The following is a 16,448-nucleotide window of genomic DNA, read 5'->3' as shown; positions in this document are numbered from 1 at the left end:
TGCTGAAATCGGCCGCAAACCGCTTATATTGGCGCAACCATGACCCTTTCATTCGATCTGACCGCCGAAGGCGCCCGCGACGCCTTGCGCGCCCGCGCCACGCCGGCCGAAAAGCCGTCGCTGATCGGCCTGACGCGCGCCGAGCTTGGCGCCGCTCTGGTTGACGCCGGCATCGTGCCGGAGCGCCAGGCGAAGATGCGCGCCCAGCAGCTCTGGCACTGGATGTATGTGCGCGGGGTCTCCGACTTCGCCCATATGTTCAACATCTCCAAGGATCTGCGCGCCGAGCTCGACAAGCATTTCACCGTCGCGCGGCCCGAGATCGTCGAGGAGCAGATCTCTTCGGACGGCACGCGCAAATGGCTGTTTCGCTTTCCGCCGCGCGGCGCCGGCCGTCCGGTCGAGATCGAGACCGTTTATATTCCGGAGGAAGGCCGCGGCACGCTCTGCATCTCCTCGCAGGTCGGCTGCACGCTGACCTGCTCCTTCTGCCACACCGGCACGCAGAAGCTGGTGCGCAACCTGACGACGGACGAAATCCTGGCGCAGCTGCTTACCGCGCGCGACCGGCTCGGGGACTTCCCCGACCGCGACACGCCGGACGGCGCCATCGTGCCGGCCGAGGGCCGCAAGGTATCCAACATCGTCATGATGGGCATGGGCGAGCCGCTCTACAATTTCGAGGCGGTGAAGAAGGCGCTGCTGATCGCTTCCGACGGCGACGGACTTTCCCTGTCGAAAAGACGCATCACGCTGTCGACCTCGGGCGTCGTGCCGGAGATTGCCCGCACCGGCGAGGAGATCGGCGTCATGCTGGCGATCTCGCTGCATGCCACCAATGACGACCTGCGCGACCTGCTGGTGCCGATCAACAAGAAGTATCCGTTGAAGGAGCTGATCGCTGCCTGCCGCGCCTATCCGGGTCTCTCCAACGCCCGCCGCATCACCTTTGAATATGTGATGCTCAAGGACGTCAACGATTCCCTCGAGGACGCCAAGGCGCTGGTCAAGCTGCTCAGGGGCATTCCGGCCAAGATCAACTTGATCCCGTTCAACCCGTGGCCCGGCACCAACTATCAGTGCTCGGACTGGGAGACGATCGAGAAGTTCGCCGATTACGTCAACAATGCCGGCTATGCCTCACCGATCCGCACGCCGCGTGGCCGCGACATCCTCGCCGCCTGCGGCCAGCTCAAGTCGGAATCGGAACGCATGCGCAAGATCGACCGGCTGGCGCTTGAAGCGATGATGATCGCGGGGCACGGCGAGGCGTGAGGCGTATCATCGCCTATCTCGTCCGCTTCGCCGCCATCCTGATCGGCTATGTAATCGCCTCGCTGGCGGCGAGCGCCTTTCTCAACCTGCTGTTCCTCGGCTATTTCGGCTATGCGCCGGAGCCCGGAAATCCGACGATCGCGCCCGCGCTCTATTTTTCGGTGCCTTTCCTGGCACTGTTCGTCGCCTATTTCGGCTTCATGCCGGCGGCGATCGTCATCCTGATCGCCGAAGTGCTCGGCCGCCGCGACTGGCTGTTCTATGCGCTGGGCGGCGCCGTGATCGCCGTCGTCTTCCTCGGCTTCGCGCATAACATCGGCGACGGCGATTTCGATGTCGCCGACAACAATGTCAGGCTCGCGCTGATCGGCAGCGGCATGGTCGGCGGCATCATCTACTGGCTCTCCGCCGGCCGCTGGGCCGGCAGTTGGCGCCGCGAGGCGCTGCCCGATCTGGAGCCCTGAGCTCGGCGCGGGCTCTACTTCGCCTGTGCCGTCAGGATCTTGAGCGCGAAGGCCGAGAACACGCCGCCGAACAGATAGTCGACCACGCGCGTGACGCGCGGGCTCGCCTTCATCGCCGCCGCGAATTTCTCCGCCGCGAGCACCATCGGCGCCGTCACCGGAATCGACAGCACGATGAACGTGACGCCGAGGAAGAACAGCTTGCCGGGCGCGTACGGGTCATGCGCGGAGACGAATTGCGGCAGGAACGTCATGAAGAACAGGATGATCTTCGGGTTGAGGAGATTGACCCCGAGCCCGGCCGCCCAGCTGCGGAACAGCGAGATTTGCGGTCCCGTCTTCTTCTCCGGCGAAAAGGCCGAGCCTTTGGCCACCGCCTGCCAGGCTAAAAACACCAGATAGCCGGCGCCGAAAATCTTCAGCGCAAAGAAAGCCATGGGAGAGGCCACGATCAGCGCCGAGACGCCGACCACCACCAGCGTGGTGTGGACCAACGTGCCGCATAGCGCGCCTGCCATCGAGGCGAAGCCGGTGGCGCGGCCCTGGCTCAGCGTACGCGACACGAACAGCGTCATGTCCGGTCCCGGCGTGATCGCCAGGATGACCGTGGCGATGGCGAACTGGATGAGCGTCGAAGTGTCGGGAATGAAGGACATGGGTCGCCTCGGAGTGGATCGCGCAGCTCTATAACGCGGCGATTTTTGCGTCGCCAGCGTCTGTTCAGGCAAACATCTGGCCCAGCCTGTGCCACCGGCAGGCATCTGTTCGTCTCTTGCGCCGCCCGGAAGGGCCGTGATACCTCGCCCGCAAAGCCCATCTCCCGCGGAACCGCCAAAATGTCCAAGACCAAAGACGTCAAGAAAGTCGTGCTCGCCTATTCCGGCGGCCTCGACACCTCCATCATCCTGAAATGGCTGCAGACCGAGCTCGGCGCCGAAGTCGTCACTTTCACCGCCGATCTCGGCCAGGGCGGCGAGCTGGAGCCGGCGCGCCGCAAGGCCGAGATGATGGGCATCAAGGACATCCGCATCGTCGACGTGCGCGAGGAATTCGTTTCGGACTTCGTCTTCCCGATGTTCCGCGCCAACGCCGTCTATGAAGGTACATATCTGCTCGGGACTTCGATCGCCCGGCCGCTGATCTCCAAGCACCTGGTCGAGATCGCCAAAGAAACCGGTGCCGACGCCATCGCGCATGGCGCCACCGGCAAGGGCAACGACCAGGTCCGCTTCGAACTTTCGGCTTACGCGCTGAACCCCGACATCAAGGTCATCGCGCCCTGGCGCGACTGGTCGTTCAAGTCGCGCACCGATCTCATCAACTTCGCCGAGCAGCATCAGATCCCGGTGCCGAAGGACAAGCGCGGCGATGCGCCTTTCTCGGTCGACGCCAACCTTTTGCATTCCTCCTCGGAAGGCAAGGTGCTCGAGGATCCGTGGAGCGAGCCGCCGGAATTCGTCCACCAGCGCACCGTCTCGCCGATGGACGCGCCGGACGTCGTCACCGAGATCGAGATCGAATTCCTGAAGGGCGATCCGGTCGCGCTCAACGGCAAGAAGCTGTCGCCGGCGACCATGCTGGCGGCGCTCAACGACCTCGGCCGCGACAACGGCATCGGCCGTCTCGACCTTGTCGAAAACCGCTTCGTCGGCATGAAGTCGCGCGGCGTCTACGAGACCCCCGGCGGCACCATCCTGCTCGCCGCCCATCGGGCGATCGAATCGATCACGCTCGACCGCGGTGCCGCGCACCTCAAGGACGAGTTCATGCCGCGCTACGCCGAGCTCATCTACAACGGCTTCTGGTTCTCGCCCGAGCGCGTGATGCTGCAGGCGATGATCGACAAGAGCCAGGAAGACGTCGAAGGCACGGTGCGGCTGAAGCTCTACAAGGGCAATGTCATCGTCACCGGCCGCAAGTCGAAGAAGACGCTCTATTCCGACGCGCTGGTCACCTTCGAGGACGATCGCGGCGCCTATGATCAGAAGGACGCCGCCGGCTTCATCCGTCTCAATGCGCTGCGGTTGCGGACGCTGGCGGCAAGGAACCGCGAAGGCTGATATCCGAACGTCGGAAAGTTGAGATAAGCGGGAAACCCGGCGGAGACGCCGGGTTTTATTTCGTGTATCTAATCTTAGAAAGTTCAGACCACTTCAGAGAAATTATCGTTTGACCTTTCCGCCGCTCCAATTAAGTTCGCTAGCGGGATGCGGGGGTTTTAACAGTGAAAAGTAGTGTTTCTCTTCTGGTCGCGACGGCGTTGACCTTGATGACGTGCGGGTCCTCGCAAGCAGCCACGAAGCAGGCGTCTGCGGCTAATTTGGACGGGTGCATCTCCGCTGTCCATTTATGGAGCATCACGTTCAAGCACGAAATCGCCTCCTTCATGGGCGTCTCGCAGGAGCGCATGCCGGCCTTGTTCTGCCAGCGCATAGCCGAGGGGATACGCAGCGGCCGCATCAGCTACTCCGACATAAACAGGCTGCAACTCGACCAACCGACCGAAATCTGGTTGGTCATCAAGGGCAAGTCAAAGGCGGCTGCTGCGGCCACACCGGCGCCGCGGAACTCTAAATTCCGTACCTGCTCAAATGTTATCACCGGCTCCTTCGAGGTTGCCGCTTCCGAGAAATGCCCCTTAGGCGGCAGCTACTCGCAAGCTGCCGGAGTCCCGACGGTGATCGAGGACAGGCCAAAGGCGGCTACTCCAGCGCCGCGGAACCCCAAATTCCGTACCTGCAACGGCACTACCGGTACCTTCCAGATTCCCGTTTCCCGGAAATGTCCATTGAGCGGTTACGCGAATGATTGAGAGTTAGGTGATGAGATCGAACCTGGTCGTTCCGGGTGGTTGGGTTTTGATCCTTGCTCCGTAACAAAAAGCCCGGCGCAGGCCGGGCTTCTCGTCGGAATGGAGATGTTGCATCAGTTGGCGTCGATCGCCTCGGCGATGCGGGCGATGGCCTGCTGGTAGACGCTTGCCGAATTCCAGCCGGCGATGGCGCCCATATTCGCCTCATATCCCGCGCCGGCCTGCCAGCCATGGGCTTTGAGGAAGTTGGCGGTGGAAGCCAGCGCCGTGTTCCTGTCGCGCAGATTTCCGTTGCCGACGCCATACTTCAGAACATTTCCGGGCAGGAACTGCGTATGGCCGATCTCGCCATGCATGGCGCCGACCGAGGAGGCGGTCAGCGCGCCGCGATCGACCAGCTTCAGGGCGGCGATGGCATGCGGGGTGAAATAGTCCGGGCGGCGGCAATCATAGGCCAGCGTCAGAATGGCGGAGACCGTGTTCTGGTTGCCCATCGACGCGCCGAAGCCAGTCTCCATGCCCCAGATTGCAAGCAGGACGCCCGGCGGCACGCCGTAAGTCTGTTCGATCCTGTCGAACATCGCCGCGTTCTGCTTCTTCAACGCACGGCCCTTGGAAATGATCGCGGCCCCACCACGACGCTGCATGAACGCTTCCACCGAGCCGCTGAAAGCCTTGTGGATCGCGCGGTCGGCAGCGATCGTCCTTGTCGCGTAAGTCGCGCCGGCCAACGCGGACAGACCCCTCTGGCCCACGCCCTCGGCTTGTGCTTCCGCGGCAAATTGCTGTTTCCAAGCGTCGAAGCCGGCGCCGTTCTTGCCGCAGCTGGCCGCGGCCTGCGCCCCTGTCGCCAGCCCGAAAGCCGCCACAACGGCGGCCATGAAAATCCTTCCCTTGGCAAAAAATGCCATATCGTTCTCCTGGTTGCCTGAATCACGTCCCGGCTGCAAATCTGCCAGTGAAGCGCCCGGTTGTCACCGCCCGCGCGGGCTGCGCGGCGCTTGAAGCTGGCGAATGCCGGGGAATTTGCGCACGATCAAGCATAAATTATGGCGCAAGGATTTATTGTGGCGTGTCTTGAGGGAAGACGTCGATATTGTGATCATTGGCGCAGGCTCGCCTATGCGGCTGCCCATCCCGGCTGTTCCGAAGCGCGCGCCACACTGATGCAGGCGGTAGCGGAGAAGATCTTCTGCGCCGGCGAGCATGTCGCCGGACCGCTCACCCAGGCTTTGTTGCGGCGCGACATTGTCAGGCGAAAGCGTGGCCAGGCGGGGCGTCGCCCTGCTCGCGACGAAATAGAAACGGAACGAGGGCCGGCGACGGGCGTTTGGGCGATGCCCAACTCCGGTGACCTTTTCCCGCGGTTCGATGACCGATGAAGCTGTTCGACTGCCCTCATTGCGGCCACCGTCTCTATTTCGAGAACGCGCAATGCCTGAACTGTTCAAGCCTGGTGCTTTACGATCCGGGGCGGGCGTGTTTCGTGCTTTCCGGCGGCGACGCCGTTCCATGCGGAAATGCCGACGAGTGCGCCTGCAACTGGCGGGCCGAGCCGGGCAGGATTTTCTGCCGCGCTTGCGCGCTCAACCAATTGATCCCCGACCTTTCGGTGGAGGGCAACCGCCGGCGCTGGATCCGCGTCGAGGCGGCCAAGAAACGCGCCGTCTATTCGCTGCTCGCCTTCGGCCTGCCGGTCGCGCCCAAGGCCGGACCGCAGGACGAGGCCGGGCTCGCTTTCGACTTCCTCGCCGATCCGATCGGCGGCGGACCAGGCGGCGAGCGCATCCTGACCGGCCACGACAACGGCAGGATTACCCTCAACGTCGCCGAGGCCGATTCCGCCGAGCGCGAGCGGCGGCGCGTCGAGATGGGCGAGAACTACCGCACCTTGCTCGGCCACTTCCGCCACGAGCTCGGCCACTATTACTGGGATCGGCTGATCCGCGACGATCCCGAGCGACTTTCGGGCTTTCGCGCTCTGTTCGGCGACGAGCGGGTCGACTACGAGCAAGCGCTGAAGGCCCACTACGCCAACGGCGCGCCGCCGGACTGGGAGCAGCGCCACATCTCGGCCTATGCGGCGTCCCACCCCTGGGAAGACTGGGCCGAGACCTGGGCGCACCACCTGCATATCACCGACACGCTGGAGATGGTGCATGCGCTGAATTTTCCCCTCGGCCGGCTGGAGACAGTGGAAGCCAATGACCTGCCGCCCGGCGATACAGGGGGACATCCGCTGCGGGAGCCCGCCGAACCCGATCCGACGCCGGAACCGTTCGAAAGGATCCTCGCCCGCTGGCTGGTGCTGTCGGAGGCCTCCAATTCGATCAACCGCTGCATGGGTCTGCCCGACCTTTATCCCTTCGTCATTTCGGAGATGACGGCGCAAAAACTGGCCTTCGTTCACCAGCTTTTGACCGAGTTGCCCACAACAAATGGAACAATTCGTGAGCAGGCGACGGCACTTTAGCCGGAACGCATAAGGTTTTGGTTCGTTTTCGAGCCCGAGGGAGCGTTGAGAACGGAGAGAAATCATGAAAAGTCTATTGTTTCCGGCACTTGCCGGTGCGCTGCTTGCCACGTCGGGCGCGGCGCTTGCCGACACGCCCGTCTCGGCAGTGACGGATCTGAATGTCCGCGCCGGCCCCGGGCCGCAGTATCCCGTTATCGGCGTGCTGGCTGCCGGCCAGTCGGCGACGCTCAGAGGCTGCATCGAAGGCAGCAAATGGTGCACCATCGCCGAAGCCGGCGGCAAAGGTTGGGTTTATTCCGACTATGTGACTGCCGAATTCGGCGGCAGCCGTGTTGTGGTGACGCGCCGGCCGGCCGATGCCGGCATTGCCGTCGTGGCTCCGCCGACCGATGATATCTACACCACTGACACCTACACGGGCGCCATCGTTTCCGGCGACGACGCCATCGAGCCGATCGCCAGGCCGCCGGCCGAGGTCGGCACCTATGTCACCACGCACCGGGTCGAACCGGTCTATCTCGAGGGCGAAGTGGTGACCGGCGCGGTGCTGCCCGACACGGTCGAGCTGCGCGAGATCCCGGATTACAACTACCGCTATGTCTATGTGAACAACCAGCCGGCGCTGGTCGATCCGGGCACGCGGCGCATCGTCTATGTGATGCGCTGACCTAGGGTATTCGAGAGGCGGCCGTCGGGAAACGGGCGGCCGACTTTCGAAGAATGTCAAGGTTGGGTCAGGCTACCTGCAGCTGCTCGACAGCCGCCGGTTTCGACCTGCAGCACGATTTCAGGGTTCACTCCGCTCGTTGCTCCGCCTTGGCACGAGGAAGCGGGGCGGCTTCGCCAAACGCTTCACGCCCTTGGATGCGCCCGGTCGTAGATGTCGAGCAGCCTTGCCGTATCGACGCCGGTATAGACCTGGGTGGTCGACAGGCTGGCATGGCCGAGCAGTTCCTGGATGGTGCGCAGGTCGCCGCCACGGCCGAGCAGATGCGTGGCGAAGGAATGGCGCAAGGCATGCGGCGTCGCGGTTTCCGGCAGGTTGAGGGCCGAGCGCAGCTTCGCCATCTCGCGCTGGACGATGGCCGGATTGAGCGGGCCGCCGCGAGCGCCGCGGAACAGCAGCTCTTTCGGATCGATGTGGAAGGGACACAGCCGCCGGTATTCGGCGACCGCCCTGAGCGCCACCGGCAGCACCGGCACCAGCCTTGTCTTGCCGCCCTTGCCGGTGATGCGCAGGACCGTGTCAGCCTCGGTGGCGAGATCGGCCCCGGCTAAGCCCAGCGCTTCCGAGATGCGCAGGCCGGAGCCGTAGAGCAGCGTCAGCACGGCGGCGTTGCGGGCGGCGATCCAGGGTTCCTCCGCCAGTTGGCCCTCGACAGTCACGACCTGCTTGGCATCGCTCGCCGTCAGTGGTTTCGGTAGCGATTTCGGCTGGCGCGGCGCGCGCAGGGCGGCCGCGCCCGCCGCGTTGACGAAGCCGCGCTTTTCGAGAAAGCGCAGCAGCGAACGGATGCCGGCCAGGCCGCGGCCGAGCGTGCGGGCGCCGGCGCCGCCGTTGCGGCGCGCGGCGAGGAAGCCGCGCAGGTCGGCCGGCCGCAGGTCGGCGATATCGGAGATGCCTGGCGGGCCGCCGCAATGCCCGGTCAGGAAATGCAGGAACTGGCGCGTGTCGCGCTCATAGGCTTCGACCGTTTCGGGCGACAGCCGGCGCTCGCGCGCCAGCATCTTGAGCCAGCTCTCGCGCGCCGCCTGGAGGTCGGGTTTTGCCGGGATGAGGAATTTCTGCATGCCGGCATTTTCGGGCAGTCAGGTTAGGAAGCGGTGAAGAGCCGATCATTGAAATGGCGGCTTCAGAGGGTTAGAGCAGGGCAAAGGAAGTGATGCCGATGTCGAAGCTCGAGAACCCTGTACAGATGGCCGTGATCGGCGCCGCGCACGGCATCAAGGGCGAGTTGCGGGTGAAAACCTTCACCGGCGATCCGCTGGCGCTGGCCGACTACGGGCCGCTGTATGCCAAGGATGGCCGAGCCTTCCAGATCCTCGACATCCGGCCGGCCGGCACGGTCGTGGTGGTGCGCTTCAAGGGTGTCGGCGACCGCAACACCGCCGAGGCGCTTGCCGGCACCGAACTGTTCGTCGACCGTTCGGTGCTGCCGAACGACGGCGAGGAGGACGAGTTCTACCATGCCGACCTCGTCGGCCTGGAGGTCAGGGACGATACCGGCGTCATCGGCAGGATTGTCGCCGTGCACAATTTCGGCGGCGGCGACATACTCGACGTCACGCTCGCCGGCCGCAAGGGCGTGCTGATCCCGTTCACGCAAGCCGCGGTGCCGCATGTGTCGATCGCCGACGGCTTCGTTCAGGTCGATCCCCTGGCGGCTGGGCTGGTCGAGGACGAGGATAGCGAAGCCGCCGGGCGGCCCGGTTTCGACCCGAAGGGCCGGCCGCGCGGACCGAAGGACGCGGGGGGCAACCGGTGAGCTTTGCCGCCTCGGTGCTGACGCTCTATCCGGAGATGTTTCCGGGTGCGCTTGGGCTTTCGCTCGCCGGCCGGGCGCTGGAAGCCGGCACCTGGTCGCTGGAAGCGATCCAGATCCGCGATTTCGCCACTGACCGGCATCGCACCGTCGACGATACGCCGGCCGGCGGCGGCGCCGGCATGGTGATGCGCGCCGACGTGCTGGCCAGGGCGATCGACCACGTTTCGCCGCAGGGCGATGAACGTCCAAGGTTGCTGATGAGCCCGCGTGGAAAACCGCTGACGCAGGCCCGGGTGCGCGAGCTCGCCGCCGGGCCGGGTGCCGTCATCCTGTGCGGCCGGTTCGAGGGCGTCGACCAGCGGCTGATCGAGGCGTGCGGTCTGGAGGAAGTCTCGATCGGCGATTTCATCCTGTCGGGCGGCGAGCCGGCGGCACTTGTGCTGCTCGATGCGGTGGTGCGGCTGCTGCCGGGGGTGATGGGCAACGCCGTCTCGGGCGAGGAAGAAAGCTTTGAGAACGGCCTGCTCGAGCACCCGCATTACACGCGGCCGCAGGAATTCGAGGGCAGGCAAATCCCCGAAGTGCTGACCTCCGGCAATCACAAGAAGATCGCCGAGTGGCGTCGCGCCGAGGCGGAGAAGCTGACGAGGGAGCGCCGGCCCGATCTGCTGGCGGGTGCTCAGCCCTTGGTGAAGTAATAAAAGGCCAGAAACAGGCCGACGCCGACGACGAAGCCGCGCACGACGCCTTGCGGCACGCGCCTGGCGATCCACACCCCGGCATAGCCGCCCAGCGCCCCGCCGGGGATCATGACGATCGCCTGCGGCCAGGCGACGATGCCGCCCGAAACGAAAACCAGGATGGCGATTGCCGCGATGACCACCGCCAGCATGTTCTTCAACGCATTGAGCTTGTGGTAGTCGCCGGCCTGCGTCAGGCCGAGGGTGGCAAGCATCATCACGCCCATGCCGGCGCCGAAGAAGCCGCCATAGACCGAAGTCAGGAACTGCGCCAGCGACCCCGCGAGCGAGCCGACCGAGGCCTGGTGGTCCGGTCCGGCCGCCGGCTTCAGCCACGGACCGGCCGCGAACAGGGCGGTCGCGGCGATCAGCAGCCAGGGCACAAGCGCTCGGAAGGACGTGTTGGAGAGCGCCAGCAGAATGAGCGAACCGGCCAGCGCGCCAAAGCCTGATATCACGCAGAGCACAAGCGCCTGGCGCCAGAAATGCCTGATGTCGTCGAGATAGGCGAGCGTCGAGGTGATGTAGCCCGGAAACTGTGTCACCGAGGACGTTGCGTTGGCGACGATCGGCGGCAGGCCGACCAGCGTCATGGCACCGAAGGTGACGAAAGTGCCGCCGCCGGCGACGGCGTTCACCGCGCCCGAGACAAAGCCCGCGAAGAGGAGCAGGACGGCATCGAAGAATGTCATCGAGGGAGGCCTGGGAAATAGCTTTCTCCGACTTAGAAAGCTTGCATGGCGCGCGCAACCCGGCACGGCGGCAATATGATGAGGCCATAGTTTTCAAAAATTAGGCGTCAAAGGCGTGACAAAGCGCCGAAATAGCTGTATGTCGCCGCCCGAACCGGAAGAACGATCTTCCGGACCCGTCAACAAATGGCGGTGTAGCCGTCCCTGTCCGATGCCCCCGATTTGATGTCTGGGCAAAGGACATAGCCGAGCGGTCGTTGGAACTGCAAGGCAAGTCGAGGACGCTCTGGCTGTCGGAAGAACAAGAAGTGGATATTTGAGATGGATCTCATCCGTCAGCTCGAGGCCGAGCAGGCCGCCAAGATCGAAGCCAAGCGCAAGCTGCCCGAATTCCAGCCTGGCGACACCGTGCGCGTCCAGGTGCGCGTCACCGAAGGCAGCCGCACCCGCGTCCAGGCTTATGAGGGCGTCGTCATCGCCCGTTCCGGCTCCGGCTTCCAGGAGAATTTCACCGTCCGCAAGATTTCCTACGGCGAAGGCGTCGAGCGCGTGTTCCCGGTCTACTCGCCGATGGTCGAAGGCGTCGAGATCGTGCGGCGTGGCAAGGTGCGCCGCGCCAAGCTCTATTACCTGCGCGACCGTCGCGGCAAGTCGGCCCGCATTTCGGAAAACACCGGCGTGCGCGCCCGCAAGCTGAACGATGAAGAGCGTGATGCGCTGAACGCCGAACGCGCCCGCATCGAGGCCGAGAAGGTCGCCGCCGCCGAGGCGCTGGCTGCGGAGAAAGCCGCGCAGGACGCCGCCGAGAAGAAGGCTGCGGAGTCTGCGTCGGCCGAATAAGGCGCTTCCGCAGATTGTTTTGGAAAGGCGGCCTCGGCCGCCTTTTTCGTTTGGATGTGCAAGCGGCGCTTGCCTGCAGCATGCCGCCGGAACGCGCCGAGCTGAAAGCCCTGCATGGCACGCCGACCCGGCTGGTCGCCGGGTTGCGCGAAGCGGTCGCGGATTCCGCGGGATGGTCCGTCGCATGGCTGGGTTCGGGAAACGTGCCGATCAGAGCATGGGAATCCGGTTTGGCGCTCATCGAGGCAGCGGATCGGCTTGCAAGGCGCTTGCGGAAAGCTAAAGTCGGCGCCGGTTTTTCTCTTGGGGCGAGCGTAGCGCCACCAGTCACGTTCGGAGTTCGTCATGATCAAGTCGAAACTGCTGCTGGCCGGCCTGCTGGCCTGCCTTCTCGCGCCCGCTGCGGCGCTCGCCGACACGCTGCCCGATCTCGGCGGCAAAAAGGTCGTGGTGGTGACCGAAAACGCTTACCCGCCGCTGCAGTTCATCGACAAGCAGACCGGCAAGCAGATCGGCTGGGAATATGACGCGATGGATGAGATCGCCAAGCGGCTGAATTTCAAGGTCGAGTACCAGAACACCTCCTGGGACGCGATGATCCAGGCCGTTTCCGACAACCAGTACGATATCGGCATGACCGGCATCACCATCAAGGACGAGCGCAAGGCGAAGGTCGACTTCTCGGACCCTTACATGCGCTCGGAACAGTTCATGCTGGTCCGCGGCGACGAGAGCCGCTTCACCGACGCCAAGAGCTTTGCCGCCTCCAAGGACGGGCTGATCGGCGCGCAAGCCGGCACGACGCCCTTCTACACCGCCGTCTACAGCGTGCTCGACGGCAATGAGCAGAACCCGCGCATAAAATTGTTCGAGACCTTCGGCGCCAGCGTGCAGGCGCTGAAGTCCGGCGATGTCGACGTGGTGCTGACGGACGGCACCGCCGGCAAGGGCTATGTCGACGCCTCCGAGGGCAAGCTGAAGCTGATCGGCGGGCCGCTCGGCAGTGAGGATTTCGGCTTCATTTTCCCCAAGGGCTCCGACCTGGTGAAGCCGGTCAACGCCGCGATCGCCGCGCTCAAGGCCGATGGCACGCTCGATGCGCTGAACAAGAAGTGGTTCCTCGACTACAAGATGGGGCAGTAGGCTCCTTTGCTGCGAATGATCGGCGACGGCGGCGGGCGGAAAACCGCGAAAGTCTCATTCCTTCCCACCCCCCTCTGTCCTACCGGACATCTCCCCCGCAAGGGGGGAGATTGGCTGTCGCCTTCGCTTTCGCAAATCGCCGACATTGCAAGAATAGCGCCGGCGACAAAGCTGCTGATCTTCCCTCCTGCGGGGGAGATGCCCGGCAGCGCAGAGGGGGGTGTGTCGGAACGCGGCCTTCGCAACTATGCTGGCGACACATCCTGATGTCCGCCACGACGTCCACCGCCAAATCCGAATTCCCCTGGTGGCTGGCCGCAGCGGCCATTCTGGCGCTCGCCGCGGCGCTGGCCATCGCCGCCAGCGACCTCTACGCCGAGGTCTTCGCCACCGTCGCCAAGGGCATCGGCATCACCGTCTTCGTCACCGTGGTCGGCTTCGCGCTGGCCTCGGCGCTTGGACTCGGCATCGCGCTGATGGCCTTGTCGGGGTCGCAATGGCTGCGCCAGATCGCGCGCTTCTATGTCGAGATCATCCGCGGCGTGCCGATCCTGGTGCTGCTGTTCTGGATCGCGTTTGCCGGGGCGCCGGCCTTCGTCGCGGCGTGGAACGCGCTGACGGCGCCGCTGCAGAGCGCCGGCCTGATCGGCGAGCTCCTGGTGCGCGACATCTCGCTTCTGTGGCGCGCCATCATGGCACTCACCATCGGCTATTCGGCCTTCATCTCGGAAGTGTTCCGGGCCGGCATCCTGTCGGTCGAGAAGGGTCAGATCGAGGCGGCCAAGGCGCTCGGGCTGACGCGCGTGCAGCGCTTCCGGCTGATTGTCTTTCCGCAGGCGATCCGCACCATCCTGCCGCCGCTTGGCAACGATTTCGTCGCCATGGTCAAGGACTCCTCGCTGGTCTCGGTGCTGGGCGTCGCCGACATCACGCAGATCGGCAAGGTCTATGCCGCCGGCTCGTTCCGCTTCTTCGAGACCTATTCGATCGTCGCCTATATCTATCTGATCTTGACGGTCGGCCTGTCGCTGGCGCTGCGGGCGCTCGAGAAACGGCTGCGACGGCAGCATGAGCAATAGCCCCCGGGCCAAGAGCGCGCTACGCTTCCTGGGTTGGTACGTCCAGGAGCTGACCCATGAATTTCGACAAGGCCAATGCGGCGCTGGACTCCGTCTATTCGGCCGAGACGCCGGAGGCGCTCGCCAAGGCCTATGCCGAATGGGCGGCGACCTATGACAGCGAGACCGCCTCGCTCGGTTATCTGCTGCCCTTCCTCATCACCGCCTGGGTGGCGCGGCATGTGCCGGCGGGCGAAGGCCCGCTGCTCGACGCCGGCTGCGGCACCGGCCTGTCCGGGCCGTCATTGAAAGCGCTGGGCTATGGCGACATCGCCGGTCTCGACCTTTCCGACGACATGCTGAAGATCGCAGGCAGCCGCAATGCCTATGGCGAGCTGAAGAAGGCGATGCTCGGCGGTCCGCTGCCTTGGCCCGACAGTCATTTCCGCGCCTTCTTCTCGACCGGCGTCTTCACCATCGGCCACGTGCCGGCAGAGGGCCTGCACGAGCTGGTGCGCATCACGAAGAGCGGCGGCCACGCCATCTTCACCGTGCGCGACCAGGTTTTTGAGAGCGGCGGCTTCCAGGCGGTGTTCGACGCACTCAGGCAGGCAAGGAAATGGCGGCTGGCCGAAGAAAGCCCGTGGTTCCGCTGCTATGCGATCGGCGACCCGGACGCGCTGGTGAAGACTTTCGTATTCGAGGTGCTGTGAGCGCGGCTTCCCCTTCTCCCACAAGGGGAGAAGGCAAAGCTACCGCAATTGCCGAAAAGCCAAAACGTTGATATGAGCAGCGCCATGGAAGAGCTTTTCGGCGATCCGGCCTATAAGGGTTTCGTGCTGCAGGACAGGAAGCGCCTGCCGTCGCGATTTGCCGCGCGCGTCTGCGGCGCGCTTACCAGCCGACTTAGCTGAGGCGACTGATCCAGCCGCTTCGCCGGTCGGAAGCCCCGGCGCCAGCTTTTGCCATTCTCATATCGACGGATTTACGCACATGAGCGCACCGCGCACCCTCTACGACAAGATCTTCGACGACCATGTCGTCGACCGCCAGGACGACGGCACCTGCCTGCTCTATATCGACCGCCACCTCGTCCACGAGGTCACCAGCCCGCAGGCCTTCGAAGGCCTGCGCATGAGTGGCCGAGACGTTCGCCATCCTGAGAAGACGCTCGCCGTGGTCGACCACAACGTGCCGACCTCGCCCGAGCGCAAGTTCGGCATCAAGAACGAGGAAAGCCGTATCCAGGTCGAGGCGCTGGCCAAGAATGCCAAGGATTTCGGCATCGAATATTATTCGGAGAACGACGTCCGCCAGGGCATCGTCCACATCATCGGGCCGGAGCAAGGCTTCACGCTGCCCGGCATGACCATCGTCTGCGGCGACAGCCACACCTCCACGCACGGTGCGTTCGGCGCGCTGGCGCACGGCATCGGCACTTCGGAAGTCGAGCATGTGCTGGCGACGCAAACCTTGATCCAGCGCAAGGCCAAGAACATGCTGGTGCGCGTTGACGGCCAGCTTCCGGAAGGCGTCACCGCCAAGGACATCATCCTCGCCATCATCGGCGAGATCGGCACCGCCGGCGGCACCGGCTACGTCATCGAATATGCCGGCGAGGCGATCCGCTCGCTGTCGATGGAAGGCCGCATGACGATCTGCAACATGTCGATCGAAGGCGGTGCGCGCGCCGGCTTGATCGCGCCGGACGAGACCACCTTCGCCTATGTGAAGGACAAGCCGCGCGCGCCGAAGGGCGCCGCCTGGGACGCCGCGCTTGCCTACTGGAAGACGCTGCATTCCGACGAAGGTGCGCATTTCGACAAGGTGGTCGTGCTCGATGCGCAAAAACTGCCGCCGATCGTCTCCTGGGGCTCCTCGCCCGAGGATGTCGTCTCGGTGCAGGGTTTCGTGCCGAATCCGGCCGACATCGCCGACGAGAACAAGCGTTCCTCGAAGCTGCGCGCGCTCGACTATATGGGGCTGACGCCCGGAACCAAGATCACCGACATCACGCTCGACCGCGTCTTCATCGGGTCCTGCACCAATGGCCGCATCGAGGACCTGCGCGCCGCCGCCAAGGTTGTCGAGGGCAAGAAGGTCAATCCGCGCGTGAACGCCATGATCGTGCCGGGCTCCGGCCTGGTGAAGGAGCAGGCCGAAGCCGAAGGGCTCGACAAGATCTTCGTCGCCGCGGGCTTCGACTGGCGCGAGCCCGGCTGCTCGATGTGCCTGGCGATGAACGACGACCGGCTGAAGCCGCATGAGCGCTGCGCCTCGACCTCGAACCGCAATTTCGAGGGCCGGCAGGGTTTTAAGGGCCGCACCCATCTGGTCTCGCCGGCCATGGCGGCGGCGGCGGCAATCGCCGGCCATTTCGTCGATATCCGCGACTGGAAGTAACGGCCTGCCGCGGAGGCGATCAAAGGCCCGGAGCGCACCGCGATCCGGGCCTTTTGTCG

At 64.5% G+C, this 16,448-nt stretch carries 17 protein-coding genes; 13 read left to right on the top strand and 4 right to left on the bottom strand.

Annotated elements, in window-relative coordinates:
* Window positions 1–39: 39 nt before the first annotated feature.
* Both rlmN and CK221_RS27105 read left to right on the top strand, forming a co-directional pair.
* On the top strand, window positions 40–1,275 hold the full coding sequence (gene rlmN, locus CK221_RS27110) for a 23S rRNA (adenine(2503)-C(2))-methyltransferase RlmN (protein ID WP_095779944.1): 1,236 nt from the start codon (window positions 40–42) through the stop codon (window positions 1,273–1,275).
* Window positions 1,272–1,739: a hypothetical protein gene (locus CK221_RS27105; protein ID WP_095779943.1), complete on the top strand. Its 468-nt coding sequence runs from the start codon at window positions 1,272–1,274 to the stop codon at window positions 1,737–1,739. Before rlmN ends, CK221_RS27105 begins: the two co-directional genes overlap by 4 nt.
* 14 nt (window positions 1,740–1,753) lie before the next feature.
* On the opposite strand, the gene CK221_RS27100 is transcribed toward CK221_RS27105, so the two are convergent.
* Window positions 1,754–2,395, bottom strand: a complete 642-nt coding sequence (locus CK221_RS27100) for a LysE family translocator (protein ID WP_095779942.1) — start codon at window positions 2,393–2,395, stop codon at window positions 1,754–1,756.
* Window positions 2,396–2,575: 180 nt separating this feature from the next.
* On the opposite strand from CK221_RS27100, the gene CK221_RS27095 reads away from it, so the two are divergent.
* Both CK221_RS27095 and CK221_RS30460 read left to right on the top strand, forming a co-directional pair.
* Window positions 2,576–3,799 (top strand): argininosuccinate synthase, encoded by a 1,224-nt coding sequence (locus tag CK221_RS27095; RefSeq protein ID WP_095779941.1) that lies wholly within the window; start codon window positions 2,576–2,578, stop codon window positions 3,797–3,799.
* Window positions 3,800–3,963: 164 nt separating this feature from the next.
* Window positions 3,964–4,551, top strand: a complete 588-nt coding sequence (locus CK221_RS30460) for a hypothetical protein (protein WP_179295211.1) — start codon at window positions 3,964–3,966, stop codon at window positions 4,549–4,551.
* Window positions 4,552–4,664: 113 nt separating this feature from the next.
* On the opposite strand, the gene CK221_RS27085 is transcribed toward CK221_RS30460, so the two are convergent.
* On the bottom strand, window positions 4,665–5,462 hold the full coding sequence (locus CK221_RS27085; RefSeq protein ID WP_066991813.1) for a lytic transglycosylase domain-containing protein: 798 nt from the start codon (window positions 5,460–5,462) through the stop codon (window positions 4,665–4,667).
* Window positions 5,463–5,929: 467 nt separating this feature from the next.
* Between CK221_RS27085 and CK221_RS27075 the strand changes: the two genes are divergently transcribed.
* Window positions 5,930–7,024 (top strand): putative zinc-binding metallopeptidase, encoded by a 1,095-nt coding sequence (locus CK221_RS27075; protein WP_095779940.1) that lies wholly within the window; start codon window positions 5,930–5,932, stop codon window positions 7,022–7,024.
* Window positions 7,025–7,088: 64 nt separating this feature from the next.
* On the top strand, window positions 7,089–7,694 hold the full coding sequence (locus tag CK221_RS27070) for a DUF1236 domain-containing protein (RefSeq protein WP_095779939.1): 606 nt from the start codon (window positions 7,089–7,091) through the stop codon (window positions 7,692–7,694).
* Between the two features lie 185 nt (window positions 7,695–7,879).
* On the opposite strand, the gene CK221_RS27065 is transcribed toward CK221_RS27070, so the two are convergent.
* Complete coding sequence (locus CK221_RS27065; RefSeq protein WP_095779938.1) at window positions 7,880–8,818, bottom strand: tyrosine recombinase XerC; 939 nt, start codon at window positions 8,816–8,818, stop codon at window positions 7,880–7,882.
* Between the two features lie 98 nt (window positions 8,819–8,916).
* Here CK221_RS27065 and rimM point away from each other — a divergent pair, with 98 nt between their 5' ends.
* Together rimM and trmD are read left to right on the top strand one after the other, a co-directional pair.
* Window positions 8,917–9,513 (top strand): ribosome maturation factor RimM, encoded by a 597-nt coding sequence (rimM, locus tag CK221_RS27060; RefSeq protein ID WP_095779976.1) that lies wholly within the window; start codon window positions 8,917–8,919, stop codon window positions 9,511–9,513.
* The gene (trmD, locus tag CK221_RS27055) at window positions 9,510–10,211 is read left to right on the top strand and encodes a tRNA (guanosine(37)-N1)-methyltransferase TrmD (RefSeq protein ID WP_095779937.1); all 702 of its coding nucleotides are present in this window, start codon (window positions 9,510–9,512) and stop codon (window positions 10,209–10,211) included. The genes rimM and trmD overlap by 4 nt, the downstream gene beginning before the upstream one ends.
* Here trmD and CK221_RS27050 read toward each other — a convergent pair.
* Window positions 10,193–10,945, bottom strand: coding sequence for a sulfite exporter TauE/SafE family protein (locus CK221_RS27050; protein ID WP_095779936.1), 753 nt, complete (start codon window positions 10,943–10,945; stop codon window positions 10,193–10,195). The two genes, trmD and CK221_RS27050, sit on opposite strands and share 19 nt — an antisense overlap.
* A 321-nt stretch (window positions 10,946–11,266) precedes the next feature.
* Between CK221_RS27050 and rplS the strand changes: the two genes are divergently transcribed.
* The 5 genes from rplS to leuC all read left to right on the top strand — a co-directional run bounded on the left by rplS (window position 11,267) and on the right by leuC (window position 16,389).
* The gene (gene rplS / locus CK221_RS27045; RefSeq protein WP_040974610.1) at window positions 11,267–11,785 is read left to right on the top strand and encodes a 50S ribosomal protein L19; all 519 of its coding nucleotides are present in this window, start codon (window positions 11,267–11,269) and stop codon (window positions 11,783–11,785) included.
* 345 nt (window positions 11,786–12,130) lie between these two features.
* Window positions 12,131–12,928 (top strand): transporter substrate-binding domain-containing protein, encoded by a 798-nt coding sequence (locus tag CK221_RS27035; RefSeq protein ID WP_095779935.1) that lies wholly within the window; start codon window positions 12,131–12,133, stop codon window positions 12,926–12,928.
* A 266-nt stretch (window positions 12,929–13,194) separates the two neighbouring features.
* A complete protein-coding gene (locus tag CK221_RS27025) occupies window positions 13,195–14,007 on the top strand; it encodes an amino acid ABC transporter permease (RefSeq protein WP_095779933.1) in 813 nt (270 codons plus the stop codon).
* A 56-nt stretch (window positions 14,008–14,063) separates the two neighbouring features.
* Window positions 14,064–14,699: a methyltransferase domain-containing protein gene (locus CK221_RS27020; protein WP_095779932.1), complete on the top strand. Its 636-nt coding sequence runs from the start codon at window positions 14,064–14,066 to the stop codon at window positions 14,697–14,699.
* A 280-nt stretch (window positions 14,700–14,979) separates the two neighbouring features.
* On the top strand, window positions 14,980–16,389 hold the full coding sequence (gene leuC, locus CK221_RS27010; protein ID WP_066991840.1) for a 3-isopropylmalate dehydratase large subunit: 1,410 nt from the start codon (window positions 14,980–14,982) through the stop codon (window positions 16,387–16,389).
* Window positions 16,390–16,448 lie beyond the last annotated feature (59 nt).

The sequence above is a fragment of the Mesorhizobium sp. WSM3868 genome (assembly GCF_002294785.1).
Classification (GTDB): domain Bacteria; phylum Pseudomonadota; class Alphaproteobacteria; order Rhizobiales; family Rhizobiaceae; genus Mesorhizobium.
The sequence above is the reverse complement of the archived record's forward strand: the minus strand, read 5'-3'. Positions and strand labels throughout refer to the sequence as shown.

Bases quoted from the DNA above. Each gene is read 5' to 3' on its own strand.
- leuC (WP_066991840.1), top strand. From the start codon at position 14,980: ATGAGCGCACCGCGCACCCTCTACGACAAGATCTTCGACGACCATGTC.
- CK221_RS27035 (WP_095779935.1), top strand. From the start codon at position 12,131: ATGATCAAGTCGAAACTGCTGCTGGCCGGCCTGCTGGCCTGCCTTCTC.
- CK221_RS27085 (WP_066991813.1), bottom strand. From the start codon at position 5,462: ATGGCATTTTTTGCCAAGGGAAGGATTTTCATGGCCGCCGTTGTGGCG.
- CK221_RS27025 (WP_095779933.1), top strand. From the start codon at position 13,195: ATGTCCGCCACGACGTCCACCGCCAAATCCGAATTCCCCTGGTGGCTG.
- CK221_RS27070 (WP_095779939.1), top strand. From the start codon at position 7,089: ATGAAAAGTCTATTGTTTCCGGCACTTGCCGGTGCGCTGCTTGCCACG.
- CK221_RS27020 (WP_095779932.1), top strand. From the start codon at position 14,064: ATGAATTTCGACAAGGCCAATGCGGCGCTGGACTCCGTCTATTCGGCC.
- CK221_RS27050 (WP_095779936.1), bottom strand. From the start codon at position 10,945: ATGACATTCTTCGATGCCGTCCTGCTCCTCTTCGCGGGCTTTGTCTCG.
- CK221_RS27065 (WP_095779938.1), bottom strand. From the start codon at position 8,818: ATGCAGAAATTCCTCATCCCGGCAAAACCCGACCTCCAGGCGGCGCGC.
- rplS (WP_040974610.1), top strand. From the start codon at position 11,267: ATGGATCTCATCCGTCAGCTCGAGGCCGAGCAGGCCGCCAAGATCGAA.
- rimM (WP_095779976.1), top strand. From the start codon at position 8,917: ATGTCGAAGCTCGAGAACCCTGTACAGATGGCCGTGATCGGCGCCGCG.
- rlmN (WP_095779944.1), top strand. From the start codon at position 40: ATGACCCTTTCATTCGATCTGACCGCCGAAGGCGCCCGCGACGCCTTG.
- CK221_RS27075 (WP_095779940.1), top strand. From the start codon at position 5,930: ATGAAGCTGTTCGACTGCCCTCATTGCGGCCACCGTCTCTATTTCGAG.
- CK221_RS27095 (WP_095779941.1), top strand. From the start codon at position 2,576: ATGTCCAAGACCAAAGACGTCAAGAAAGTCGTGCTCGCCTATTCCGGC.
- CK221_RS27100 (WP_095779942.1), bottom strand. From the start codon at position 2,395: ATGTCCTTCATTCCCGACACTTCGACGCTCATCCAGTTCGCCATCGCC.